The organism is Halomonas sp. OfavH-34-E (assembly GCF_024124525.1).
Classification (GTDB): Bacteria; Pseudomonadota; Gammaproteobacteria; order Pseudomonadales; family Halomonadaceae; genus Halomonas; species Halomonas litopenaei.
Genome location: NZ_JAMXRY010000055.1, coordinates 1 through 25,456, shown reverse-complemented (window position 1 = coordinate 25,456; position 25,456 = coordinate 1). Strand labels below are relative to the sequence as shown.

Genomic DNA, 25,456 nt, shown 5'->3' with positions numbered 1-25,456 from the left:
TTCCCTGGCTGCAGGAACGCGCTGAATGTATCGCTACGACAACCATGATCAGACCCTGGTCGACGAACGCGTCGCACAGTTCCGCGACCAGATGCGTCGCTACCTCGAAGGCAAGATCAGCGAGGAAGAATTCCTCCCGATCCGGGTGCAGAACGGTCTGTACGTACAGCGTTACGCGCCCATGCTTCGCATCGCCATCCCCTATGGCATGCTGGCCTCCTACCAGCTGCGCAAGCTCGGTGAGCTGGCCGCCCGCTATGACCGCGGCTACGGCCACTTCACCACCCGTACCAATCTTCAGCTGAACTGGCCGAAGCTCGAGGACGTGCCCGAAATGCTGGCACAGCTCGCCAGCGTGCAGATGCACTCGATCCAGACCAGCGGCAACGATATCCGCAACACCACCACCGACCAGTTCGCCGGCATCGCTGCCGATGAAGAAGTGGATCCGCGCCCCTGGTGTGAGCTGATTCGTCAGTGGTCGACCTTCCACCCGGAGTTCTACTACCTGCCGCGCAAGTTCAAGATCGCCGTGACCGGCGCCGCCGAGGATCGTGCCGCCATTCAGGTCCACGACATCGGTCTGCGTCTGTGGCGCAACGACGCCGGCGACGTCCGCGTGAAGGTGCTGGTCGGTGGTGGTCTCGGCCGTACTCCGATGATCGGCGAGACCATCTGCGAGGACCTGCCCTGGCAGCATCTGCTGACTTACCTCGAGGCAGTGCTGCGGGTCTACAACCAGTTCGGTCGCCGCGACAACAAGTTCAAGGCGCGCATCAAGATCCTGACCAAGGCACTCGGCATCGACGAGATGCGTCGGCGCGTCGAGGAAGAATGGGCCCACCTCAAGGACGGCGCCCAGACCCTCAATCAGCAGGCCATCGACGACATGGCGGCGCACTTCGTCGATCCGCCCCGTCGCAAGGTGGATGACGCCGCCATCGAGGCCTTCGAGGCGTTGCGTCGTGACAACCGGGCCTTCGCCCGCTTCGTCACCAACAACGTCACCGACCACAAGGTACCGGGCTACAAGGCCGTTACCCTGTCGCTCAAGCGCAGCGGTCATTCACCGGGTGACGTTACCTCCGAACAGATGGCTCAGATCGCCGACCTGGCCGACGAGTACAGCTTCGGCGAGCTGCGGGTGACCCACGAACAGAATCTGGTGCTGTCCGACGTGGCCGTCGACCGTATCGAGGAACTGTGGCACAAGCTCGAGGAGCTGCGCCTGGCCAACCCCACCGTGGGCACCCTGGCGGACCTGATCTGCTGCCCTGGCGGCGACTACTGCGCCCTGGCCAACGCCAAGTCCATTCCGGTGGCCCAGGCGATCCAGGAGCGCTTCGACAGCCTCGACTTCCTCTACGACCTTGGCCCGCTGGATCTCAACATTTCCGGCTGCATGAACGCCTGCGGTCATCACCACGTCGGCCACATCGGCATTCTCGGCGTGGACAAGAAAGGCGAGGAGTATTACCAGATCTCCCTCGGCGGCAGTCAGGGCAACGAATCCTCGCTGGGCAAGATCCTCGGCCCCTCCTTCTTCCGCGAAGATGTGCCGGAGGTCATCGACAAGGTGCTGCAGGTGTATGTTGGCGCCCGCGAAGCCGACGAAACCTTCATCGACACCTATCGCCGCATCGGTCTGAAACCCTTCAAGGAGCACGTTTATGCCTGAGCAGACGCCGCAACGCCCGCTGATCAAGGAACGCCGCCTGGTGGAAGACGCCTGGGTGCTCCAGTCTGACGTCGATGACGAGGGTGCAACCCCCGTCAAGCCCATGACCATCGTCCGCCTGGACGTCTGGCTGGCCGCCGAGCGTCGCGACGATCTGGCGCCCTGGCTGCCCAGCGACACCCAGCTCGATGAGGACACCGTCGCCGCACTCAGAGACGCGCCGCTGATCGCCATCGACTTTCCCAAGTTTACCGACGGCCGCGGCTATTCGCTGGCCCGGGTACTCAGGGAGCGTCACGGTTTCAAGGGCGAGATCCGTGCCGTGGGCGACGTGCTGATCGACCAGTTGTCCTATATGGCACGCTGTGGCTTCGACGCCTTTTCACTGCGCGAAGACCAGGTCGTGGAAGACGCCCTGGCTTCGCTCACGGTGTTCTCGCGCCACTACCAGGTGTCCGTCGACAACCCGGAGCCGATGTTCCTGCGCCGTCAGCGCGAGGCGCGTGAACGCCAGCGGGAAACTGCCGTCGCCTGACCCTATCCGGGTTGGACAGCTTGCCTGGTTCGACCGACCTCCTGCCAAGCAAGCAGGAAGCATCACCATCAACAATGCCGCGATCTCCGGCGCCGTCGCCCCAGTGGTGACAGGCTGGCGCCAGCAGGAATCGCGGCATTGTCGTGTCTGGTGGAAGGGGCACCAGCAGATGGGATATCGATGCGCCGCGTTTCATGTCAGCCCATGCCCATCCATGCACAATATGTAAGCCATAGATCCTGAAAGACGAGCCAATCTCATCTTTTTCTCAGGCATTGGAGGTAGCTCGCCACTGGCCGCCGAACCAGTTGGCGTAGTGATCTATGCTGAACAAGCGCTGCTCGAACGCGCAACAGATGATGATCACGCACCCCAGACCTTGTTCAGGCTCCTTATGTCCAGCGAAGCGCCATCCCCCCTGGCGGCCTTTCAGCGTCATTCGACGATGGTGGTTGCACCAGAGTTACGCTTTGACTACTGGCGCAGTCTGCATCCCTCCATAGCGCTCGACCTTCCCCAGGGCCGCCATGCCGGCGACTATCGTGCCAACCTGATCAACGCTTCAAGCACCGAGGGCACGGTCCTTGGCTGGTGCACCAACGATGACACCAGCGCCCACTTCGCCCAGGACAACAGCGACTTTGTGCTGGTCAGCCTGACGCTCGCGGGGGAAGCACGCCTACAGCAAGCCGACGGCCAGCGACATCGTGTCACCAGCCAGAGTGGTCTGGTGGTGCTGGATAGCCTCCAGCCCCTGTCCAGCCTCGCCATGCAGCACTCGATGCTGTACCTGATGATTCCCCGACCCCAGGTCAAGGCCAGGGCGCCTGATGCGCTGACGCGGGCCGAGTCGAGCCCCTTCAGCCTTCCCGACAACGCCATGACCCGGTTGCTCACGACCCATCTGCTTGGCGTCATCAAGGAGCAAGAGGCCCTCGCCGGCGAGGACTTGGCCTGCGCACTGGATACCGCTCGCGACATGAGCCTGGTAGCGCTGGCGCAGTTGAAAGGGCCGCTGTCGCTCGAGTGGGAGGCGACCCAGCGCGAAAGCCTGATGAATGCCGCCTGTCGTTATATCGAACTGCACGCCGGTGAGCCTCGGTTGAACGTCGACAGCATCGCTCACGCCTTGGGCTGCTCCCGTGCCGGGCTCTACCGCGCCTTTAGCGACCACCCAGAGAGCGTGGCCGAGACGCTCAGGCGCACCCGGCTGGAACAGGCAAGGGCCAGACTCAAGACCCGCCATCCGCCCAGCATCGATCAGCTTTCGTACCACTGCGGCTACCTGAACGCCGCCAGCTTCACCCGTGCCTTCAAGCGTCAATACGGTGCCAGCCCCCAGGACTGGCACCGAGAGTGGTGCGAGCGTCAGTTGCTGCTCTGATGTCTGGCGACATCAATGTCCGTGTCTGGCGTCACCCCCACCCGATGCCAGAGGTCGACTAGCCAAGCTCTTCGAGCAGATGGGCCCGGGCATCCTCCAGAGGCTCGATGACGTGAAGCGTGTAGAAAGACAGCAGCAAGGCCCGCTCTTGCTCGTCAAGCGGTCGAGAGCTCCCCTGGTCGCCCAGCGCCAGCCGCTGCTGACACCTTGTCGCTGTTTCACTCGCCTGCTCGACAAGTGCCATGGCGCGATCACGCAGATGATCCAGCTTTTGCTGGTCATGGTCGGTGAATACCGGGCCGAAGTCCTGAATCCGCCGGTTCGCCCGGTCTAGCCGGCGCAGCAATGGCATCAGCTCATCACAGTGCCAGTAGCGGTGCCCCAAGGTAGGTATCGAGTGATGCTTGAACCACTGCCAGTGATCGTGAAGTTCCGCGATGATCATGTAGCCCCCTGCCAACTGAATGACGTCGTAAGGCCACTGCACCGACAGTGGATGACTCATCAAGTCGCTCCCCACCTTGCCGTGACCCTGCCAGCGCATTGCTTGCCACTATCGCGCTATAGGAACCCTAGTCGCGGCAGCCAGTGCAGACTGTTCCAACTTGATGCCGATTGTCTCGATGGCGTCCTTGGCGAGGCCACGCAAGCGACCCGGCGCCATCTGCAGGATGGCGCCGGGTGGAAAGGAAGTAACAAGAGGATCGATGCAGGAAAGCGGCCGGGAAGCCGCAACAGGCTTCGCCAGGTCTATCCGCGACGCTTCTGCTGGCGTTCACGGTTCGCCGCGCGGGCACGCTCGCTCTTTCTGAGCATCACCCAGGTGGCGCCGAGTCCACCGTCAGCCTCCTGAGCAGACACGAACGCCTGGACCTCGTCGAGGGCGGGTAGCCACTTGGCCAGACAGGAGCGCAGCACATTGGCGGCGCCATCGATCTCGCGGCTGCGTCCATGGACGATCAACACCGAGCGCAGATCCGCCGCGTAGGCGTCGCGGATGAACTGGGGCAGACTCCCCCGGCATTCATGCAACGGGCGCCGCAGCAGGTGAAGACTGGCCTGCACCGGATAGCCGCCCTGCCGCAGGCGCTCGACCACTCCGGTCTGAATGCCATCGCGGCGGTATTCCAGCGGATCGAAGGGAGGCACCAGGTCGACGAAGTCGTCACTGAGACCATCAAGCCCGTCGTCTCCACTCAGGGCATGACGACGCCTGGCCAGCTGTGATTCGGTTGGCGCGCCTCGGCGACGGCCGGCATCGGCACGATTGTTGGCCTGGCGCAGTGGTTGGACGTCCCCCATCATGGCCTTGAAGTCCACATCATCATGGGCACCATCAAAAGACTCGGCGCGGAGAAATTCGCTCATGGGGCACCTCCTCGTCTTGGCGGGAATCTTTATCCTAGCAAGGCCAGGACCGCCGCCGATAGAGGGAAACCTCGGTTCGACAAGCCGGCCGCCTGGTGAGAGGCTAGTCAAGCGAGACACGCCGCCTTTCGATTTCCGGCACACACCGCTCATTTGTCATTGGTCCCCCATGAACACCCTGACGCTCTGGCTTGCCCGCCTGCTCTGTCTTGTTGGCGCACTGATCATCGGCCTTTACGGCTGGTTCTGGTACACCTACCAGAGCCCCTATGGCTATACGCCTCCGGCCGCCATGGAGCAGTCCGCTGACGGCCCCCACCCAGTCTTTGTCTACGGCACCCTGCGCTCCCCCTGGGTGCGCTGGCTGGTGACCGGAGAAAGACTCGAGTCGACGCCCGCACTGCTCCCCGGGTATCGCCGAGAGGGGCTCGACCTGGAGGTCGATCGTGACGACCAGGTGGCCGGACAGCTACTGGCGGTGGATAGCGAGACCCTGGCCGAACTGGACCGCTACGAGCGTCTGGGCGTGCGCTACGAGCGCGTCAGGCTAACCCTCGCTCGCGGCGATGAGGTCTGGGCCTATCGCCTTCTCGAGCAATGACCTGCCTTGGCGGCGCGTCGTTGTGGCCGGTCGCGCCGGCGATCTACAATAGCCGCCGATTCCCACTCGACCGGAGCTGTCATGGCCGCACTCACGCTATTGCATAATCCTCGCTGTTCGAAGTCCCGCGAAGCCCTTGCCCTGCTGGAGCAGGCCGGCGCCGAGGTCCAGGTCCGCCGCTACCTCGACGATCCCCTGGACGGTGAGGAATTGCGTGGCCTGATCGCCCGGCTGGACGGCAAGCTCAGCGACCTGGTGCGCGCCAACGAGACCGAATGGAAGAACCTGGGCGCCGACCGTGAAGATGAATCCCAGGTGGTGGCTGCCATCCTGGCCCATCCTCGAATCCTCCAGCGCCCGATTCTCGACAACGGCGAGCGAGCGGTAATCGGCCGCCCGCCCGAGGCCATCACGTCACTGCTGGAGAGTTGAGGCCAGCCAGCCTCTTCGCCCGTTGCCTCGGGCTTTCGTCAACCCATAGGCTCTTGCCATAAGGAAAGTGCATGTCGGATCTGCCCTACGTTCTGGTCCTCTACTACTCCCGCCAGGGCGCCACCCGGGCGCTGGCCGAGCGCATCGCCGCCGGTGTCGAGTCTGTCGCCGGCGTCGATGCTCGCCTGCGTACCGTGGCTCCGGTGTCGCCGACCTGTGAAGCGGTGGACCCGGAAATTCCCGCCGAAGGCGCTATCTACGCTGACCTCGACGATCTTCGCAACGCCAGTGGCCTGGCGCTCGGCAGCCCCACACGCTTCGGCAACATGGCGGCTCCTCTCAAGCACTTTCTCGACGGCACCAGCGAGCTGTGGCTGTCAGGAGCGCTGATCGACAAGCCCGCCACCGCCTTCACCTCTACCTCGAGCCTGCACGGTGGCCAGGAGACGACGCTGGTGACGATGCTGATGCCGCTGCTCCACCATGGCATGGTCTACGCCGGGCTGCCCTACAGCGAGACGGCCCTGACCCGCACCCAGGGCGGAGGCACCCCCTACGGCGTCAGCCACCTGGCAGGCGTTCGCAGCGATCGCCCACTGGATGAACACGAGCGTGAGCTGGCCTTCGCCCAGGGCGCGCGCCTGGCGCGGCTGACGCTCGCTCTGGCTGACGCCCGCAAGGGGGCCTCATGAGAGCCTGGCTTGAGGGGGTAGAACAGCGCCGCGGGCTTGACCGCCTGACCCGGCAGTCGCGCCAGCTGGTGCTGGTCGGCTTTGGCCTGCTGCTGGCAATGATGGTGTACCGCGGTATCGCGGTGGAAGCCGACGGCAATCGTTTCGGCCCGATGATCGCCTTCGTGCTGCCTCTTGTGCTGTTTCTGCCATCCATCCTGACCCGCCGTCCACGGGGCCACGCCTGGCTGGCCTTCGTCAGTCTGCTCTACTTCGCCCAGGGGGTGATGATCGCCACCCTGCCGGGACTCGGTCTGCGTGGCGTCGCTGAGGCACTGGTGGCGCTGGTGCTGTTTACCGGCTGCATGGGCTACGCACGCTTTCGCTCTCGTCAGATGCGACAGCACCAGGGCAATTCATAGCTCTTGTTCAGGCCGACCGTCATGCCCTTCTGGCGGCAGCCGCTCTCCTTGCTATCTTGAGGATGTCGTTGCATTCGCGACGCCATCCTCGACAACGCCCGGCCCATGTCGCCAGGCAAGGAGTAAGGACAATGACCGTGACCCCGTTGCATGCCCTCGTGACCGGACTTGGACTAACGTTGGCCAGCGCTTGTGCACTCGCCGAGGAACTCCCCGATGCCAGCGTCGAGATCGAAGACGCCATCGAATACCGTCAGGACGTGCTAGGCGTGATGGCCTGGCAGATCGGCCCGCTGGGCGCGATGGCCCAGGGCAAGCGCGACTTCGACGCCGAACTGTTTCTCGAGAAGGCGCGTCGCCTCGCCGCCGTGGCGCCGCTACCCTGGGAAGGTTTCGTCAAGGGCTCACTGCAGGGAGACGACCATGGCGTCGAGACCGATGCCCTGGCGGACATCGCCGATGACTACGAAGACTTCGACCAGCGCTACCACACCCTGATCGAGGAAACCGCAAAACTCGCCGAGATGGCCGATGGTGGTGACCAGGATGCGCTGTTCAAGCAGGTAGCCACCGTCGGCAATACCTGCAAGGGGTGTCACGACAACTTCCGCGCCGAGTGACCCTTCGCCGCTTCACAAGCGCCCCCACAGCCACATCACACACCCCGTACTGAACAGGGCCAGCAGCGCCGCTCGTACCATCAGGGCCGAGCGGCCAGGCTCTACCCCTTTTCCGCTGCTTCCACTTTGCCCTTGCTGGTGATCTGACTGTTGCTCTGGTTGTTGGTGGATCTCTGTGTCCGTCTCGGCCCAGTGCGCACCACGCGGCAGCGTCTTGCGGCCGCTGAACATGGCGCCTACCAGTCGCTCGCCGAGGCAGCGATGGGCTAGCAGAGCCCCCAGGTGAAGCACGATCAGCGCCAGCAGCACATTCGCGTTGAGGTGATGAATCCACAGAGCCGTGTCGCTGACTGCTGCTGGCACCAGGGTATGCAGCGGCGCCTCGAAGAAGATGTCATCGGTGACAAAGAGCCCCGTCAGTGCCTGAATCGTCAGCATCGTCAGCATCGCCAGCACCGCCCAGCCCCCCAGCGGATTGTGACCGGCAAAGATATCGGCACGTCGCTTCATCAGGTCTCTGGCATAGGCCAGCGTTACCGAGGGAGATCGCAACCATGAGCCGATGCGCGCGTGGTGATCGCCGACCAGCGCCCACCCCCAGCGAAACAGCACAAGCCCAAGCGCTATCAGCCCAGCCCTGGCGTGCACGTTCTGCGGAAAGTCGAACAGGTCGGTCTCCACTTTCATGGTCAGAAATGAGAGTACAACGCAGGCCACCAGCCCCCAGTGGAATAGCCGGATGACCAGGCTCCAGACACGCCGGCTACGCCCTGACGGCCTGTGCTCGGCGGCTGACGTTGACTCGACAGATGGCATGGTCGCTCCCCCTCGCTGATAAAGGCACCACGCCTGGCGCCAGTGACGATATACTCAAGATAGCCACTCCCTGTGGTGGCGCCTTGCCAAAACGGTACTTGCTAAAGCTGTAGCAGCTGACATTCATCATGACTCGCGACGATGACGGTGGTGTTCCCGGCGACGCGGGGCGACATCTCGGACACAAGGTGCGATGATTTATCAATTGGACGACGGTACCCCTAGTGGCCGTCCTTTTTTTGTCTGATTCCACCGGAGATACCGATGACCCGTGATATTGCGGACATTCGACGTGACTATGAAGGCGGCAGCCTGGACGAAGGCCAGGTTCCCAACGATCCCTTCACCATGTTCGATGAGTGGTTCGCCCTGGCCCTGGATACCGATCCCCAGGATGCCAATGCCATGACCCTGTCGACCGTGGATAGCCAGGGCCTGCCCCACGCGCGGGTGGTGCTGCTCAAGGGGTTCGATCAAAACGGGATGGTCTTCTACACCAACTATCACAGCCACAAGGGTAGCGAACTGGCCAACGTCCCCCATGCGGCCCTGACCTTCTGGTGGCCCAAGCTGGCGCGCCAGGTGCGCATCGAGGGACGCACCGAGCAGGTCACCGAGCAGGAGTCGGACGAGTATTTTGCAAGCCGTCCCCGCGGCAGTCAGCTCGGGGCCTGGATCGCCACCCAGAGCGTGGTCATCCCCGATCGCGACTGGATCGAGCAGCGCCAGCGGCGCTTCGAGAAGGCCTACGAAGGCCAGGATATCCCGCGCCCGGTGCACTGGGGCGGCTACCGCGTCGTCCCCGAAATGATCGAGTTCTGGCAAGGACAGCCCAGTCGCCTGCATGACCGGGTTCGCTACGGCCGCCGCGATGGCCACTGGGAAGTGGTGCGGCTGGCACCCTGAACGATTCATCCGACCGGCTCCCGCCTTGCAAGCACAGGCGGGAGGCCAGGCCGGCGGTCCTGGCATCGAACGTCGACCTGCTACTCCATCGGCCGTTCCAGGCGGTGGCGCTGCCAATCGTTGCCCGGCTCGTTGAGGCGCAGCACTGCGTCCACCACCTGCTCCTCCATGTTGAAGCTTTGTCGGAACCCGAGGTGCTTCATCAGTGCGCGCATGGGGTGGTTGTCGATCATGATCTTGCCGACCATCTCCAGGGTGCCGACCCCCTTGCAGTAGCGGATCATCTTTTCCATCAGACGACTGCCGATACCGAGCCCCTGAAGGTCATCGCGGATGATGATCGAAAACTCGGTTCGGATATTGTCGGGATCGTTCCAGACCCGAACCACCCCCAGCATCTCCTTGCTGCCGTCTTCGCAAAGGCGCTCGGCGATAAACGCCATCTGTCGGTCGTAGTTGATATGGGCCAGGCGCGACAGATCGCCCTGGCTTAAATCGGTCTTGTTGTGGAAGTAGCGAAAGCGGATGCTCTCCTCGGACAACTGCCCGTGGAAGTCGGTAATCAGCGGGGCATCTTCAGCCCGAATGGGCCTGAACTCGACGTCCCAGCCGTTTCTGAGCTTGACCCACTCCCTCAGTTCTTCGGGATAGGGCATGATCGCGAAGCGCGCCGGAGAACCGAGGTCCATGGCGAAGTCCACCGCCACCATGCCGTCGCGATTGAGCAGCAGCGGGTTGATCTCGAGACCACGCAGCCGAGGCAGGTCGGTGGCCATCTGCGACAGGGTCACCAGTAGTTGGCACAGCCTTTGTTCATCGCGCTCTGGATCACTCGAGTGCTCACGAATCAGCCGCGCGGCGTGGGTACGAGACACCATGTCCGCGGCCAGCGTCATGTTCAAGGGCGGCAGGGAGACCTGTCGATCCGCCAGAATATTGACCTTGTAGCCGCCGATGCCGAATAGAATCAGTGGTCCGAAGACCGGGTCCCGGGTGATGCCTGCGCACAGCTGCATCGAATGCTTGCCCCGTTGCATGGGCTGGAGACAGAACTCTCGCACGCGAAAGCCGGGAAATTTCTCGGAGACCTTCTCGCTGAGGCGATCCACCGCCTCGGCCACGTCGCCGGGTCCGGCCAGATCCTGGACCAGCCCCGCCGACAGCTTGTGAGGATGTCGGCGGTAACGAAACGGCCGACTGTTGCCGTCGTGCACGATCTTGATCGCGAAGGGTCCCGTCAGCTCCCGGGCGGCCTCCTCGGCGGCCTGGGCACCGTCGGGATAGCGACTCTCCGCCACCGGCAGGCCGTAGGCCTTGAGCACCTGGGCGGTCTCGCTATGGGTCAGGCTCTCGCGACCATCGGCGAGCACCTCGTCGATCAGCCGGTGGCAGCGCTCTCGCACCTCGGCCGAGGTCGAAAACGGCAGGCTCGGGGGCGTCTGCTGCAATAGCGACTGGACCCGCTGATAGTCGACCATGTGCATGAAGGCCTTCACCGCCTTCTCCGGCGACAGATAGGTGGGTACACCCGCTTCGTGACACAGGTGACGAGCGCCGATCGCCTGTTCGAAGCCCATCCAGCTGGTCAAGAGGTTACGCCGAAAGCGCTTGCGTTCACGGATCAGCGCCTCGGCGGTCGCCTTGGAAGGCGCCAGACGTGTCGGAGCATGGACCACCAGTACGGCGTCCACATTGGGGTCGGCGGCGACGATCTCCAACGCTGCGACGAAGCGTTCCGGGGTGGCGTAGCCCCCGAGATCCACCGGGTTTTCGCCGGGCTTGCTGATATCGAGGTCTCGCTCGCGCAGCGATGCCTGGGTAGCCTCCTCGAACTCGGCCAGACGACCTCCGGCGTTGATCAACTTGTCGATGGCCAGCATGGCCGGCCCCAGCCCGTTGGATACGATCGCCAGACGGTCACCCTTGAGTGGGCGCATCCGTGACAGTGTCTCCAGGGCGTCATACAGCTCATCGGAATCGTTGACCCTTACCACGCCCGCACGCGCGAAGGCCGCATCGAAGACCCGATCACGATGGGTGACGCCTGGCGTCGGTGGCAGGCCGCTGAGGTCGGCTTGGCTGGTCCTGCCACTCTTGATCGCCAGTACCAGCCGATTGCGCGACGCATCACGTACGGCGGTCATGAAGTGCTGGGCGTCGTGGACCCGTTCAAGGTGCAACAGGATCGCCTGGGTAGGCGAGTTCTGATTGATGTAGTCGATCAGGTCGGGAAGCATGACATCGACGCTTTCCCCCAGCGTCAGCAGGTGAGAAAAGCCGATCCCGCGCCCGGCCGCCCAGTCGATCATGGCGTTGGCCAGCATGCCCGACTGCCCCAGATACGCCACCTTGCCTCTGGGCACCGTATGACTGGAGTAGGACGCATTGAGCCGTCGTCCCGGCACGATCAAGCCCATGCACTCCGGCCCCAGTATTCGGATGCCGGAGGACCGGGCCGCATCGAGCATGCGCTGGCGGATCGACGACTTGCCGCCTTCGTCCTGTTCGAGCTGACTGCCACCGGACAGTACCAGGGCCGCGCGCACCCCGCGTTCACCCAGCCGGCTCAACAGTTTCGGCAGGGTCGAGACCGGCGAACACAGGATCGCCAGGTCCACCACCTCGGGAAGTTGAGAGGTGCGAGCGACGCACTCGACCCCGTGGACGCTGGCGTACCCCTTGGGGTTGACCGCCCACAGCTTGCCGCCGTAGCCGCCGTCAAGCAGATTGCGAATGACCTGCCCACCCGTGGACTCTGGCTTCTCGGAGGCACCCACCACGGCGATCGAGGCGGGATCGAAAAAGCGACGAAGAAACTGGGTGCTCACAGGTGGTCTCCTCAGGCGACGGGTAGCCGACACCCTGGCGGCGAATTGTGCGGACTTGCGCACTTGAACGTTATGGAAATAGTGCCGGAGTGTGGCGCTACCCCACAACCACGTCCAGCGCTAGCTTGACCAGGAACAAGGCATCCTTGGCATCACGCTTCGACCATTTGCCACTGTCTCGGGGTTCGTATTACTCCTAAGGTGGCGCCAGACCAGTCGGAGATATCGATGATCACAGCCTTTCTCAGTCACCCGTACTGCCAGCGTCATGACATGGGGCCGGATCATCCCGAGAGTCCCTTGAGACTCGATGCCATCAGGGCGCAACTGATGCGCTCTGGCGTGCTGCAACACGCGATGCAGGCAGACGCTCGGGAGGCCACTGAAGAGCAGTTGCAGCGCGTGCATCCCGAGGCGCACCTCGCTCGGCTGGAGCAGGCTTCGCCCCAGGAGGGGCACGCCTCGATCGACGCCGATACCCTGATGAACAGCGACAGCCTGCAGGCCGCACGTCTGGCCGCCGGCGCCGTGGTCAAGGGGGTCGATCAGGTGTTCCGCGGTCAGGCCGACAATGTCTTCTGTGCGGTCAGGCCTCCCGGTCACCACGCCGAGGCCCAGGAGGCCATGGGCTTCTGCTTCTACAACAATGTTGCCGTCGGCGCGGCCCACGCCCGCGCCGTCTACGGAGCGCGGCGCATCGCCATCCTCGACTTCGATGTCCACCAGTGCAACGGCACCATCGACATCTTCAAGAATGACCCCGAGGTGATGGTCTGCACCAGCTTCCAGTATCCCTTCTACCCCTGGCGCTATCTGGATACCCCTTACCCCAACGTGGTCCACACGCCGCTGCCCGCCGGCACCGAAAGCGCTGGTTTTCGCGCGGCCATCGAGCGTGACTGGTGGCCCGCTCTTGAAGACTTCCGCCCTGAGCTGATACTGGTCTCGGCGGGCTTCGACGCCCATCGCGACGACCCCATGGCAGAGTTGTGTCTCGCCGACGAGGACTACCACTGGATCACCCAGGGTATCCTCGATATTGCCCGGCGACATGCCGAGGGCCGCGTCGTCTCTGTGCTGGAAGGGGGCTATGACCTGGCGGCGCTGGGACGTTCGGTGGAAGCCCATCTGCGGGCCCTGCTGGGGTTGGCCTACCAGCCCTGACGACGGCGACTGGAGCCGTCATGGCGAATCGCCTTTCACCTGGTGGCTTGGCTTACCCCTTGCCCTTGCCCTTGTCCTTGCTTTGCCCTGCCCCTGCCATCGGCCTGTGTTTCCCGATGCCGGGAAACATGTCCGGGAAATATCGACGCGCCGAACTGCCTCATGGTGGACTCGGCCGCCAGACTGTCAGCAAACTCCAATAGCAGGCCGGGGCAGATAGCTCAGATAGAAAACCCGGGTCGAAGGCCCGCCGAGACACAGGCAGGGAGTGGCGAAGCTGTGGTAGCCTAGAGGAAACCTGGTTTCCTATTGTGAACACGACATGGCGCAACACACCGATCAGGAGGCGGCACTCAAGATCGCCTCCGGCCGCAAGGCCTTCGTCGAACCCCTTCGTCTGGGGGAGCGACTCAAGGAGATTCGTCTGGCCAACCAGTGGACCCTGGAGGACGTCAGCCAGAAGACCGGTCTCGCGCGCTCGACCCTGTCGAAGATCGAGAACGATCAGATCTCGCCGACCTTTACCGCCGTGCAGAAGCTGATCGGCGGCCTCGACATCGACCTGCCCCAACTGCTGTCACCGCCCAGGCAGCAGACCCGCACCATGGGCAGGCGAGACATGACGCGCCGCGGCGAAGGCCAGCGCCACCCTACCCCAACCTACGAACACGAGCTGCTCAGCTGTGAGCTGGCGCAAAAGCGCATGATCCCGTTCAAGACCATCGTGCGCGCCAGACACTTCGAGGAATTTTCCGAGTGGGTGCGCCATGATGGCGAGGAATTCCTGATGGTGCTGGACGGCGAGATTCTGCTGTACTCGGAATTCTACGAGCCGCTGCGCCTGGTTGCAGGCGACAGTATCTACTTCGACAGCGACATGGGTCACGCGCTGGTTTCGGTGAGTGAAGAGGACGCCACCGTACTGTCGGTCTGTACCCGTCGCGAGAACACCTGAGCGACAACGTCTGGGAAGCCCCCGATGGCGCCTAGTCTTTCGTCTGCCGGCGCTTGATATCTCCGGGACGCCGGGCCGGCTGTGCGTCGAAGTCGAAGCGCTCGCGCCCATGGACAATCTGGAGCCTGCGCCCCTTGGCCCGAGCGATCAGCAGCACGCCGAAGCGCCGGGCCAGCTCCACGCCCTTCTGGGTAACGCCTGAGCGCGACACCAGCACCGAGATACCCATCTGGGCCACCTTGAGCACCATCTCAGACGTCAGCCGTCCGGTGGTATAGAAGATGTCCGCCTGGCCGAGCGGCAGGTCGTCGAGCCACTCTCGGCCAGCCAGGGTGTCCACCGCATTATGCCGGCCCACGTCTTCGACAAAGTCGAGCACCTCGGTCTGGCGACATAACGCACAGCCATGGACCGCCCCCGCGCTGCGGTAGGTCTCGTTGTAGTCTCCCAGGTTGTCGAGCAGCCGATAGATCACCGACTGACTCACCCTGGCCTGGGACAGCCGGGTCTGTGGCACCGCATCGAGCAGGCGGCCGAATACCGTGCCCTGACCGCAGCCGGTGGTAACGGTGCGCTGGCCTAGCCGTTGCTCCAGATCCTCCGGCGAATGGCGAGTGACCACCGCCGCAGCCTCGACTTCCCAGTCGACCATCACCGCCTCGAGGTCTTCGCGCTGCGTAATCAACCCCTGATTGCGCAAATAGCCCACCACCAACGCCTCCGGGTCCGCTCCCAGCGACATCAGGGTGACGATCTCCCGCCGATTGAGGTACACCGTCAGCGAGCGCTCCGCGGCGATAGCCTGACGGTGCGACTCGCCGAACTCATCGACGACGTCGATCTCGATGGTGGGCGGCAACAGGGCGTGACTACGTTGTATGGTCGACATCTCGATCCCCGATAAACGTTCCCGATAAACATTCCCTACAAACCTTTCCGATAGACCTTCCCATCGGACAATAAGCGCTGAGGTGGCCGGATAACGTCGAATTGACGGCGTGATGCGGAAACTGCTTTGCTAATACTACTTGCTGACACGAGTCGGCCGATAAAAGCAGTCGGAACCACGGATCAGGTTCGACGGCATGACTGACCGCATCCTGCCATTGCCAAGGACATTACGCCATGACGAGGCTAGCCAATCGCCGGCCACTCAGCGTGACGATCACGCCACAGGACAAGGTAATCAAGGGCTTTCGCCAGCGCAGCTGGGCAGTCGAGCGTCTGGAGCCTGGCGATCAGGGGCCCAGCGTCGTGACGCTGGTGCTCAGCCTGACCGAGCGGGCGGCTTATCGGTTCAACCTTCAGGCCGCTGCCCCACGTCTGTTTATCCGCGCCGGACACAGCGACGGAGAGCCCCATATCGATGCCATCACCGCCAGCCAGGACGTCGCGGCCAATTGGATGGACGGAGAACACCGCGTGCTCGCCACAGAGATGCCACTGGCGATCCAGGCCTGGATAGAGGCCTATCTGGTGGCCCATGGCGAGGCGCCGATCGAGGGGCGCAAGAAAAAGCGCAAGGGTGCCGGACGTGCCCGGGAGAACACCCCATGAGTCGCCTGTCACAGTGGTCCCGCAGAAAGCTCAAGGACCCGTCGGTTGTCGACGGCGCCCCCCCTGACGCCACCGCCGCCAGTGATGCTGCTCTCGACACGCAGCGAGCCCCCGCCGCCCCAATTGCCAGCAGCGATGCCGAACCGTGCCACTCCGAGGTCGATACCGCTGCCGCGCCCGAGCACGATGCCCAGCACGGCGCATCAATTGCGGACGCGACCTCTGATGCGGACGTCGAGCTACCGCCTCCCGAGTCGCTGGCGCCAGGCAGCGATATTCGGGCATACCTCGCCTCGGGCGTGGACCGGGCGCTCAAGAAACGCGCCCTGCGCCAGCTGTTTCGCGGTGAACGCTACAACCTGCGCGACGGGCTGGATGACTATGATGATGACTTTCGCGCCAAGCTGACCCCCTTGCCCAGCGAGACCGCCCAGCGCCTGCGCCGGTGGTGGGATAACGTCGATGACGAGGAGGCCGCAGAAGACAGCGTCGCCGACTCAGCGGGCGAAACGCCAGACGCTCTTTCAGACACCCCGCCAGAGCACAGCGATCAGGGAGACGGCGCTAGCGACGAGGACGTCGCCGATACCACCACGACGCCATCACCGTTACCGGACGACGCCACAACGTCGGAGGCCATGACACAAGCTGGCGAACGAGGTGTCTGCCACACCTCCGCATCCGCCAAGGCAGGCCGTGCAGCGCCAGCCGCTGGCCGGGCGCTGGCTGCCAGCGAGGAAGATCCCGAGGGGCCTGGTCCCACCTCGTCATAGCGGTGCTTACCGCCTTCGACCAAGGAGTGTTGGCGCATTTGATGTAGAGCGCTCACACTTGGGGATGACACATAAGAAAAAAATCATAACGAACACAAAGTTTTCGACCGTGAGTCAGCATGAACCAGAAAATCGCAACCGTGCCGGTGGACACCGAGGTCAACCGGCAGGCCCGTGAGCGAGCCCTTGGCGCCGTCTCCTGGCCGCTCAATCTCGTCGCAGCAACGGTGGGTTACCAAAGCCATGGCCATCTACTGGCGATTGGCGACAGCGCGCCCCTGCTGGAAGTGCTGGAGCGTGCACGAGGGCTTGAACAAGGGCTTGCCAGTATCACGCTGGTGGTGACCGATGTGCCGGATGATGCTCTGTTGCAGCGTGCCGAGGCTGCCGATGTGCAGCTCCAGCCGCTACTCGCCTCCCAACTCGGACGGCTGCACCTGGAAGGCTACCTTGGCCACTTCAGCGCCTGGCTCGACGGCCATGAGGGCCCCATCGAGCTTGCCCGGGCGCTGCTGGGCCGAGAACACCATGACCTGGTGCTGGACCTGACACCGACACCGCGCCTGCCCCTGGAACTGCCACCTCCCGGCTATTTTCATGCCCCGGTCGCCGGTGAAGCGCGCACGACGCTGATCGACGGCCTCGGCGACTATATCGGTGAATTCGAAAAGCCCCGCTACTTCGAGGTCCACGCCGATCGCTGCGCCCACTCCACTCGTGGCTTCGGTGGCTGTACCCGCTGTCTGGAAGTGTGTCCCGCCGACGCCATCAAGAGCGTCCCCGGACGCATCGATGCCCGCATCGAGATCGATCCCTACCTGTGTCAGGGGGTTGGTAGCTGTACCAGCGCCTGCCCCACCGGGGCCATCGAATTCCGCCAACCGCATAGCCTGCGCCAGCAGGACACCCTGCTCGCCTGGCTCGACCACTACCACGCCGCCGGCGGCCAGTCGGCGGTGCTGCGATTCGTTCAGGCCGATCACGCCCAGCACCTGCAACCCGACGCGGCCGGCCACGTCATCGATGTGGCGCTGGAAGATCTGGGTTCTGCCGGCGTCGACCATTGGCTGTCGGCCATTGCCGCCGGCGCCTGCGAAGTGCGCATCCAGGCCTACTCCGACATGCCGGACAGGCTGGTCGCTCACCTGGAGGATCAACTGGCCCAGGGCAGAGCGATCCTCGAGGCGCTGGGGCATGATCCCGGCCGATTGCAGTGGTTCAGCGACGAGGAGCAGGAAAGCTCGCTCGCCCTGCCTCGCCATGCGGGTCTGACGCCCCGGCTGCGCTCCCTGGAACAGGCTCAAGCGTTCGAAAGCGACAAGGACACCCCGTCGGCCACGGTACAAATGGCCGGCGGACGACCCGGCAATACAGGGGCAACAGATGGCGCAGAAGCGCCCGGCAAGCGCGAGCGTCTCACCCTGGTACTGGACCATCTGGCCGCCACTGGCCATGTCGACGGCGAGCGGCACCCGATGCCTCCGGGCAGCCCATTCGGTGGCATCGAGGTCAATGCCGATGCCTGCACTCTGTGCATGGGCTGTGTTGCCAGCTGCCCGACCGGCGCGCTCGGCGCCGGAGGCGACACCCCGCGCCTCGACTTTCGCGAAGCAGACTGCGTCCAGTGCGGCCTGTGCAGCAAGAGCTGTCCAGAATCCGCCATCCGCCTGTCTCCCGGCTTCCTCGCCAGCGCGGAACGCAGCCAGTGGCGAGTGTGCCACGAAGACGCACCCTTTCACTGCATCGTCTGTGGCAGCGCCTTCGCCAACGCCCGCACCATCGCCGCCATCCAGCAGAAGCTGGCCAACCATGCGTACTTCAGTGGTGACCAGGCACGTCGGCTGGAAATGTGTCAGGACTGCCGGGTCAAGGACGTATGGCACGAGATGGCGACCAATCCGGAGGCCCAGCTCAAGCTATGACCACGCACGACATTCCTGACTCCCGCACCGAAGAAGCCGATCTGAGGGCCGACATCTACGCCCTGCTGGCGGCACTGCTGCGCGAGCCCCCCAGCGAAGCCCTTCGCCAGTGGCTTGCCGGCCTCGAGGGAGAGCCGGACGACATTCGTCTGAGCCAGGCCTGGAGCCGGCTGGCCGCTGCTGCTGCCGACAGCGACGTCGAACGCCTGGAGCGTGCCCACTTTCGTCATCTGATCGGGGTCATCCAGGGCGACGTGCTGCCCTACGCCTCCTACTACCGCGAAGGCGGCCTGATGGAAGCATCACTGGTCGCACTGCGACGGGATCTCAAGACACTGGGCATCCAGCGCTCTGCCGACGTCTCGGAGCCGGAAGATCATCTGGCGGCAATGTGCGAGGTCATGGCGATGCTGATCGGCCAGAACGATCAGCGAGCCGGCAGCTTCTTCCATCGCCACCTGGCACCCTGGGCCAACCGCTGCATGCACGATCTTGCCCGGGTCGACACCCCCTTCTATGCGGCGCTGGGTGAACTGGCGACGCTGTTTTTCCAGCGCGAGAGCGCCATCCTGATCGACAACACTACCCTTGGAACCCCTGTGCCCGGCACCAGCGTCCACGAGGACCGAGGCCAGGCCCTTGGAGCAGGAGAATGAGCATGAGCACAACGCCCAACACTCAACGCCGTCGTCTTCTCAAGGCCCTGGGGGGCGGCACCGTGGCCGCCGGTGCCGCGGTGGTGGTCGGCCAGGCCTCGGTTGCTGTGGCGCGCGATGACAGCGCCACGACCGCCACCGAGAAAGCCGATGACAGCGCCGGTTACCGCGAGACAGAACACGTACGTGCCTTCTACGCATCCCTGCGCGACTGACAACAAGGAGAGCCTGCCATGCGACTGACACGTACCTCCACCACACCCAAGGTCTCCGGTCTCGGCATTTCCCGGCGCCAGTTCCTCAAGCGCAGTGGCGCAGCGACCAGCGGTGTCGCCGGTCTTGGACTGTTCGGCTCACCGATGATGCAACGCGCCGAGGCGGTCGAGAAGATGCCCTACAGCGATGCTCCGGTGGAAACCCGCCGCACCATCTGCTCCCACTGCTCGGTGGGCTGTGGCGTCTACGCCGAAGTCCAGGAAGGGGTCTGGACCCACCAGGAACCGGCCTTCGATCACCCGATCAATCGCGGTGCCCACTGCGCCAAGGGCGCTTCACTACGCCAGCACGGTCACTCCACCCGCCGCCTCAAGTACCCGATGAAGCTGGTCGGGGGCGAGTGGCAACGTCTGTCCTGGGACCAGGCCATCGACGAAATCGGTGCCAAGGTGCTGGAACTGACCGAGCAGCATGGCCCGGACAGCGTCTACTGGCTCGGCTCGGCCAAGTTCAGCAACGAACAGGCCTACCTGATGCGCAAGTTCGCGGCGCTGGCCGGTACCAACAATACCGACCACCAGGCGCGCATCTGCCACTCCACCACCGTGGCGGGCGTCGCCAATACCTGGGGCTACGGAGCGATGACTAACTCGCTCAACGACCTCCAGAACAGCCGCTCGATCATGTTCATCGGCTCCAACCCCAGCGAAGCGCACCCGGTGGCGATGCAGCACATCCTGCTGGCCAAGGAGCGCAGCCAGGCCGAAATCATCGTCGTCGATCCGCGCTTCACCCGCACGGCGGCCAAGGCCGACCACTACGTGCGGATCCGGCCGGGTTCCGACGTGGCCTTCATCTGGGGCCTGCTCTGGCACATCTTCGAGAACGGCTGGGAAGACCAGCAGTACATCGACCAGCGCGTCTACGCCATGGACGAGGTCCGCAACGAGGTTGCCAACTTCCCGCCGAGTGAAGTGGAGCGCATCACCGGGGTGCCGGAAGCCGCCATGTACGATACCGCCAGGCGGCTGGCAGAAAACCGTCCCGGCTGCATCGTCTGGTGCATGGGCGGCACCCAGCACACCACCGGCAACAACAACACCCGGGCCTACTGCATCCTCGAACTGGCGCTGGGCAATATCGGCAAGTCAGGCGGCGGCGCCAACATCTTCCGGGGGCACGACAATGTCCAGGGGGCGACCGATCTCGGCCTGATGTCTCATTCGCTACCCGGCTATTACGGTCTGTCGGAAGCCGCCTGGAAGCACTGGGCGCAGATCTGGGACCTCGATTACGAATGGCTCAAGAGCCGCTTCGATCAGACCGAGTACGCCGACGGCTACCCCATGCACTCCAGCGGCATCACGGTATCGCGCTGGATCGATGGCGTCCTCGAGCAAGACCAGGACATCTCCCAGCGCACCAGCCTGAAGGCGATGTTCTACTGGGGTCACGCGGTCAACTCCCAGACCCGCGGCACCGAAATGCAGAAAGCGATGCAGAAGCTCGAGATGATGGTCATCGTCGACCCCTATCCCACCGTCGCCGGGGTCATGCACGATCGCAGCGATGGCGTCTATCTTCTGCCGGCGGCCACCCAGTTCGAGACCTACGGCAGCGTCACCGCCACCAACCGCTCTCTGCAGTGGCGTGACCGGGTGGTGGAGCCGGCCTTCGAGGCCAAGCCCGACCACAGCATCATGTACCTGCTGAGCCAGCGCCTCGGATTTGCCGACGAGCTGTTCAAGAACATTCAGATCAACGGCGAGGAGCCGCTGATCGAGGACATTACCCGGGAGTTCAACCGCGGCATGTGGACCGTAGGTTACACCGGGCAGAGCCCCGAGCGGCTCAAGACCCACCAGCAGAACTGGCATACCTTCAGCTTCCGCGATCTGCGTGCCGAAGGCGGCCCGGCCGACGGCGATTACTACGGCCTGCCATGGCCCTGCTGGGGTACCGCAGAGCTCAATCACCCCGGCACCCCCATTCTGTACGACACCAGCAAACCGGTGTCCCAGGGCGGCCTGACCTTCCGTGCGCGTTTTGGCATCGAGCACGAAGGCACCCCGATTCTCGCCGACAACTCGTTCAGCGCCGGTTCCGATCTCGAGGACGGCTACCCCGAGTTCAGCGCCCAGATGCTCAAGGACCTGGGCTGGTGGGATGAGCTGACCGACGAAGAAAAGGCCGCGGCGGAAGGCAAGAACTGGAAGACCGACCTGTCCGGCGGCATCCAGCGCGTTGCCATCGCCCATGAATGCTCACCTTTCGGCAACGCCAAGGCGCGCTGCAACGTCTGGACCTTCCCCGACCCGATTCCCAAGCACCGCGAGCCGCTCTATACCTCACGCCGGGATCTGGTCGAGGACTACCCCACCTGGGATGACGTCGCCTCGCACTACCGCCTGCCGACGCTGTACCAGAGCATTCAGCAGAATGATGCCAGCAAGAAGTACCCGATCATCATGACTTCTGGCCGCCTGGTCGAGTACGAAGGCGGCGGCGAGGAAACGCGCTCCATGTCCTGGCTGGCCGAGCTGCAGCAGGAGATGTTCGTCGAGATCAACCCTGCCCTGGCCAACGACCTGGGGGTCAAGGACGGCAACATGGTGTGGGTGGAAGGCGCCGAAGGCGGCCGTATCAAGGTCAAGGCCATGGTGACGCCTCGGGTAGCGCGGGAAGTGGTGTTCATGCCCTTCCACTTCGGCGGCATGTTCCAGGGCGAAAGCCTGGCCGATCGCTATCCGGATGGCACCACGCCCTACGTGATCGGTGAGGCGGTCAACACCGCCACCACCTACGGCTACGACTCGGTGACCCAGATGCAGGAAACCAAGTGCACCCTGTGTCGCATCGAACTCGCCAGCTAGACACCGACGTCACCTATCCAACAGGAGTTTCGACATGGCCCAGATGAAATTCATGTGTGACGCCGAGCGCTGCATCGAGTGCAATGGTTGCGTCACCGCCTGCAAGAACGCCAACGAGGTCGAGTGGGGCATCCAGCGCCGCCGGGTGGTCACCCTGAATGATGGCGAGCCGTCCGAGGTGTCCATCTCGGTGGCCTGCATGCACTGCGATGACGCACCCTGCATGGCGGTCTGCCCCACCGACTGCTTCTACAAGACCGACGACGGCATCGTGCTGCACGACAAGGATCTGTGCATCGGCTGCGGTTACTGCCTGTACGCCTGCCCCTTCGGCGCGCCGCAGTTTCCCCAGCAGGACGCCTTCGGCGAGCGCGGCAAGATGGACAAGTGCACCTTCTGCGCCGGCGGCCCCGCCGACAGCCCCGAAGAAGAGTACGAGAAATACGGCGCCAACCGCATCGCCGAGGGCAAGCTGCCGCTGTGCGCCGAAATGTGCTCGACCAAGGCGCTGCTGGCAGGCGATGCCCAGACCGTTGCTGACATCTTCCGCGAGCGGGTGGTGCGCCGTGGTCACAAGGATGGCGCCTGGTCGGATATCGGCAATGGCTCGCCCTCGGCGATCGACGCCATGGCCTACGACGCCACACGTAACCAGTGAGGAGGCCCCATGAACCTTCGTGATGCCTTGCCTCGACCGGGTGGAGCCCTGAGGCTGGTGCTGCCGGCACTGGTGCTGCTGTTGCTGGCCTGCGCCGCTCCCGCCATGGGTGCCGACCCCAATGCCGAGATCGCCACCGCCGTACCCAGCGCCGACGCCGACACCTGGCGCCAGGTGAAGGATGGCGAGTCCTTTATCGATACTCGCCATGATTCGACCTACAGCCTGATCAACCAGAGCGGCGAGAGCTGGCGCCAATGGCGCAACAAGTGGGTCTCGCCCTTCGGGCTGATCGCCGTGGGCGGCATGCTGGCGATGATCACCATCTTCTATCTGATCGTCGGCCGCAGCCGCCTCGATGAGCCACGCACCGGGCGTAAGCTGTTGCGCTGGTCGGTACTCAGCCGGGCGCTGCACTGGACCCTGGCGACGCTGTTCATCATCCTGGCGCTGACGGGCCTCAACATTCTCTACGGCAAGTTCGTGTTCAAGCCAGTGTTTGGCGACGCCTTCTGGGCTGCGATGATCAGCGGCACAAAGTTCCTGCACAACTACATCGGTCCGTTCTTCGGTCTGCTGCTGATCTTCGTGCTGTTGCGCTTTCTCAAGCACAACTGGATCAAGGCCCACGATATCGAGTGGTTCAAGCAAGGCGGCGGCATGGTCGGCGACAAGCATCCCGACGCCGGTTTTGCCAACGGTGGCGAGAAGGCCTGGTTCTGGCTGTTGGCCACGGCCGGCATGGTTGTCTTCGTCAGCGGCCTGGTTCTGGACTTCCCGAACTTCGACCAGAGCCGGGACACCATGCAGTGGGCCAACATCATCCATGCGGTGGGTGCCCTCGCGCTTACCGCCGTCTCCTTCGGTCACATCTATATCGGCACCCTGGGGACCGAGGGTGCGCTCGAGGGCATGACCACCGGCTACGTCGACGAAAGCTGGGCCAAGCAGCACCACAACCTGTGGTACGAAGAGGTCAAGGATCAGGCCGAGGCCCCGGCTGACGTGGAGGCCACCGACGATACCAAACCGGAATCTCCCAGCCCCTCCTGAGCGCAGCCCCACCCACGGTGACCGCTATCCCTCTCGCCGCCCCGGGCTCACTCGGGGCGGCATTCTTTTGCCGCTGTTCTTGTGACGGTCTTGCGTTACCATCGTGGGACAGTCGCCCGACTGATCGTTTTCTGTTACTGGAGTCCCCCATGCAGCACCTCGATGAGGCCACTCGCACCGAACTCGAGGCGGCCGCCTTCCGCCGCCTGCTTCGCCACCTTGACGACAACAAGGATGTGCAGAACATCGATTTGATGATTCTGGCGGACTTCTGCCGCAACTGCCTGTCCAAGTGGCTGGTCGCCGCCGCCGAAGAGCGCGGTGAGACGCTCGACTACGAAAGCGCCCGTGAACACGTCTACGGCATGCCCTACAGCGAATGGAAGGACAGGTATCAGGCCAAGGCCACCCCAGAACAGATGGCGGCCTTCGAGGCTCGCCAGCAGGCCAAGCAGCAGCGTACCGGTGACAAGGAGTGACGCCAGTGAGTCAGGACACCATGATCGGGTTGAAGGTGGCGGTGCTGACCGTCTCCGACACCCGCACCGAAGACACCGATCGCAGCGGTCAGGCGCTGGTGCAGCGACTCGAGGACGCCGGCCACCAGCTCGCCGACAAGCAGATCGTGATCGACGACATCTATCGTATCCGCGCGGTGGTGTCAGGCTGGATCGCCGACCCCGAAGTGCAGGTGATCCTGACCACCGGCGGTACCGGCTTCACCGGACGGGATTCCACCCCGGAGGCGGTATCGGCCCTGCTCGACAAGCGCATCGAGGGCTTCGGCGAGCTGTTCCGCCAGCTGTCCTATCAGGAAATCGGCAGCTCCACCGTGCAAAGCCGCTGCCTGGGAGGCATGGCCAATCACACCGTGGTGTTCTGCCTGCCGGGCTCCACCGGCGCTTGCCGCACCGCCTGGGACGGCATCCTTGCCGAGCAGCTCGACAGCCGTCACCGGCCCTGCAACTTCGCCAATCTGGTGATACCGGAGCGGGGGCAGCATGACGTCTAGCCACGCAGCGTCACTGGCGCCCATGGAGGACGCCCTGGCCACCCTGCTCGATGGCGTCGCGCCGCTGCCGGTGGAGCGCCAGCCCTGCGAACAGGCCGAAGGCCGTGTGCTGGCAGCCCCGGTCGTGGCGGCCCTGGATGTACCGCCGTTCGACAATAGCGCCATGGACGGTTACGCCCTGCACCATGAAGACGCCGGACAACGCCTGCCGGTGGCCCTGCGAGTGGCCGCCGGGGCCCCGGGCGAGCGACTGGAGCGCGGCCGCTGTGCCCGCATCTTTACCGGTGGCCAGCTGCCCGAAGGCGCCGACTGTGTGGTTATGCAGGAGAAGGTCCAGCGCGAGGGTGATGAGGCCG

26 protein-coding genes and 1 pseudogene are annotated in these 25,456 nt (G+C 63.9%); 22 read left to right on the top strand and 5 right to left on the bottom strand.

The genetic code is table 11. From position 1 onward, the window contains the following. Positions 1-25 precede the first annotated feature (25 nt). The 3 genes from NH448_RS19405 to NH448_RS19395 all read left to right on the top strand — a co-directional run bounded on the left by NH448_RS19405 (position 26) and on the right by NH448_RS19395 (position 3,597). Entirely contained in the window at positions 26-1,678 is a 1,653-nt protein-coding gene (locus NH448_RS19405) for a nitrite/sulfite reductase (RefSeq protein ID WP_045992193.1), read from the top strand. Then, complete coding sequence (locus NH448_RS19400) at positions 1,671-2,213, top strand: DUF934 domain-containing protein (protein WP_045992194.1); 543 nt, start codon at positions 1,671-1,673, stop codon at positions 2,211-2,213. Before NH448_RS19405 ends, NH448_RS19400 begins: the two co-directional genes overlap by 8 nt. 394 nt (positions 2,214-2,607) lie before the next feature. Further along, the gene (locus NH448_RS19395) at positions 2,608-3,597 is read left to right on the top strand and encodes an AraC family transcriptional regulator (RefSeq protein WP_253029258.1); all 990 of its coding nucleotides are present in this window, start codon (positions 2,608-2,610) and stop codon (positions 3,595-3,597) included. A gap of 58 nt (positions 3,598-3,655) precedes the next feature. Here the strand turns inward: NH448_RS19395 and NH448_RS19390 are convergent, their stop codons facing one another. Together NH448_RS19390 and smrA are read right to left on the bottom strand one after the other, a co-directional pair. Next, positions 3,656-4,102 (bottom strand): hypothetical protein, encoded by a 447-nt coding sequence (locus NH448_RS19390; RefSeq protein ID WP_213227871.1) that lies wholly within the window; start codon positions 4,100-4,102, stop codon positions 3,656-3,658. 245 nt (positions 4,103-4,347) lie between these two features. Next, positions 4,348-4,965 (bottom strand): DNA endonuclease SmrA, encoded by a 618-nt coding sequence (gene smrA / locus NH448_RS19385; protein WP_108133414.1) that lies wholly within the window; start codon positions 4,963-4,965, stop codon positions 4,348-4,350. 169 nt (positions 4,966-5,134) lie between these two features. On the opposite strand from smrA, the gene NH448_RS19380 reads away from it, so the two are divergent. The 5 genes from NH448_RS19380 to NH448_RS19360 all read left to right on the top strand — a co-directional run bounded on the left by NH448_RS19380 (position 5,135) and on the right by NH448_RS19360 (position 7,711). Then, positions 5,135-5,566 (top strand): gamma-glutamylcyclotransferase family protein, encoded by a 432-nt coding sequence (locus NH448_RS19380; protein ID WP_213227873.1) that lies wholly within the window; start codon positions 5,135-5,137, stop codon positions 5,564-5,566. Between the two features lie 81 nt (positions 5,567-5,647). Beyond that, the gene (locus tag NH448_RS19375) at positions 5,648-5,998 is read left to right on the top strand and encodes an arsenate reductase family protein (protein WP_253029257.1); all 351 of its coding nucleotides are present in this window, start codon (positions 5,648-5,650) and stop codon (positions 5,996-5,998) included. Positions 5,999-6,069: 71 nt separating this feature from the next. Next, entirely contained in the window at positions 6,070-6,690 is a 621-nt protein-coding gene (gene wrbA / locus NH448_RS19370; RefSeq protein ID WP_045992200.1) for an NAD(P)H:quinone oxidoreductase, read from the top strand. Next, positions 6,687-7,091: a DUF2069 domain-containing protein gene (locus tag NH448_RS19365; RefSeq protein ID WP_045992201.1), complete on the top strand. Its 405-nt coding sequence runs from the start codon at positions 6,687-6,689 to the stop codon at positions 7,089-7,091. The genes wrbA and NH448_RS19365 overlap by 4 nt, the downstream gene beginning before the upstream one ends. 131 nt (positions 7,092-7,222) lie before the next feature. Beyond that, positions 7,223-7,711, top strand: a complete 489-nt coding sequence (locus NH448_RS19360) for a cytochrome c (protein ID WP_253029256.1) — start codon at positions 7,223-7,225, stop codon at positions 7,709-7,711. A 12-nt stretch (positions 7,712-7,723) separates the two neighbouring features. Here the strand turns inward: NH448_RS19360 and NH448_RS19355 are convergent, their stop codons facing one another. Further along, positions 7,724-8,527 carry a cytochrome b/b6 domain-containing protein gene (locus NH448_RS19355; RefSeq protein WP_045992203.1) on the bottom strand — a complete coding sequence of 268 codons (804 nt, stop codon included), beginning with the start codon at positions 8,525-8,527 and terminating at the stop codon, positions 7,724-7,726. Between the two features lie 264 nt (positions 8,528-8,791). Here NH448_RS19355 and pdxH point away from each other — a divergent pair, with 264 nt between their 5' ends. Then, a complete protein-coding gene (gene pdxH, locus NH448_RS19350) occupies positions 8,792-9,433 on the top strand; it encodes a pyridoxamine 5'-phosphate oxidase (RefSeq protein ID WP_045992204.1) in 642 nt (213 codons plus the stop codon). Positions 9,434-9,513: 80 nt separating this feature from the next. Here pdxH and NH448_RS19345 read toward each other — a convergent pair whose 3' ends face one another. Then, positions 9,514-12,261 carry a bifunctional acetate--CoA ligase family protein/GNAT family N-acetyltransferase gene (locus NH448_RS19345; protein WP_045992205.1) on the bottom strand — a complete coding sequence of 916 codons (2,748 nt, stop codon included), beginning with the start codon at positions 12,259-12,261 and terminating at the stop codon, positions 9,514-9,516. A gap of 228 nt (positions 12,262-12,489) precedes the next feature. Between NH448_RS19345 and NH448_RS19340 the strand changes: the two genes are divergently transcribed. Further along, complete coding sequence (locus NH448_RS19340; protein WP_045992206.1) at positions 12,490-13,425, top strand: histone deacetylase family protein; 936 nt, start codon at positions 12,490-12,492, stop codon at positions 13,423-13,425. 322 nt (positions 13,426-13,747) lie between these two features. Then, positions 13,748-14,380, top strand: coding sequence for an XRE family transcriptional regulator (locus NH448_RS19335; protein ID WP_045992207.1), 633 nt, complete (start codon positions 13,748-13,750; stop codon positions 14,378-14,380). Positions 14,381-14,411: 31 nt separating this feature from the next. Here the strand turns inward: NH448_RS19335 and NH448_RS19330 are convergent, their stop codons facing one another. Continuing rightward, complete coding sequence (locus NH448_RS19330; protein ID WP_045992208.1) at positions 14,412-15,269, bottom strand: formate dehydrogenase accessory sulfurtransferase FdhD; 858 nt, start codon at positions 15,267-15,269, stop codon at positions 14,412-14,414. A 236-nt stretch (positions 15,270-15,505) separates the two neighbouring features. Here NH448_RS19330 and NH448_RS19325 point away from each other — a divergent pair, with 236 nt between their 5' ends. The 11 genes and pseudogenes from NH448_RS19325 to NH448_RS19275 all read left to right on the top strand — a co-directional run. Continuing rightward, positions 15,506-15,937: a DUF3305 domain-containing protein gene (locus tag NH448_RS19325; protein ID WP_045992209.1), complete on the top strand. Its 432-nt coding sequence runs from the start codon at positions 15,506-15,508 to the stop codon at positions 15,935-15,937. After that, positions 15,934-16,710, top strand: coding sequence for a DUF3306 domain-containing protein (locus NH448_RS19320; RefSeq protein ID WP_052704307.1), 777 nt, complete (start codon positions 15,934-15,936; stop codon positions 16,708-16,710). The genes NH448_RS19325 and NH448_RS19320 overlap by 4 nt, the downstream gene beginning before the upstream one ends. A gap of 119 nt (positions 16,711-16,829) precedes the next feature. Next, positions 16,830-18,632 (top strand): 4Fe-4S binding protein, encoded by a 1,803-nt coding sequence (locus NH448_RS19315; protein ID WP_045992210.1) that lies wholly within the window; start codon positions 16,830-16,832, stop codon positions 18,630-18,632. After that, positions 18,629-19,288 carry a molecular chaperone TorD family protein gene (locus NH448_RS19310; protein WP_045992211.1) on the top strand — a complete coding sequence of 220 codons (660 nt, stop codon included), beginning with the start codon at positions 18,629-18,631 and terminating at the stop codon, positions 19,286-19,288. Before NH448_RS19315 ends, NH448_RS19310 begins: the two co-directional genes overlap by 4 nt. A 2-nt stretch (positions 19,289-19,290) precedes the next feature. Further along, a complete protein-coding gene (locus NH448_RS19305) occupies positions 19,291-19,503 on the top strand; it encodes a twin-arginine translocation pathway signal (protein WP_045992212.1) in 213 nt (70 codons plus the stop codon). An 18-nt stretch (positions 19,504-19,521) separates the two neighbouring features. Then, complete coding sequence (locus NH448_RS19300; protein ID WP_045992213.1) at positions 19,522-22,377, top strand: formate dehydrogenase subunit alpha; 2,856 nt, start codon at positions 19,522-19,524, stop codon at positions 22,375-22,377. A gap of 34 nt (positions 22,378-22,411) precedes the next feature. Continuing rightward, a complete protein-coding gene (gene fdh3B, locus NH448_RS19295; RefSeq protein ID WP_045992214.1) occupies positions 22,412-23,035 on the top strand; it encodes a formate dehydrogenase FDH3 subunit beta in 624 nt (207 codons plus the stop codon). A gap of 9 nt (positions 23,036-23,044) precedes the next feature. After that, positions 23,045-24,088 (top strand): formate dehydrogenase subunit gamma, encoded by a 1,044-nt coding sequence (locus tag NH448_RS19290; RefSeq protein WP_045992215.1) that lies wholly within the window; start codon positions 23,045-23,047, stop codon positions 24,086-24,088. A 149-nt stretch (positions 24,089-24,237) separates the two neighbouring features. Then, positions 24,238-24,567, top strand: a complete 330-nt coding sequence (locus NH448_RS19285; protein WP_045992216.1) for a DUF1244 domain-containing protein — start codon at positions 24,238-24,240, stop codon at positions 24,565-24,567. A gap of 20 nt (positions 24,568-24,587) precedes the next feature. Continuing rightward, positions 24,588-25,100, top strand: a complete 513-nt coding sequence (moaB, locus tag NH448_RS19280) for a molybdenum cofactor biosynthesis protein B (protein ID WP_045992220.1) — start codon at positions 24,588-24,590, stop codon at positions 25,098-25,100. Then, a pseudogene (locus NH448_RS19275) lies at positions 25,090-25,456 on the top strand (molybdopterin molybdenumtransferase MoeA); the annotation flags it as partial. The gene moaB and the pseudogene NH448_RS19275, both read left to right, overlap by 11 nt.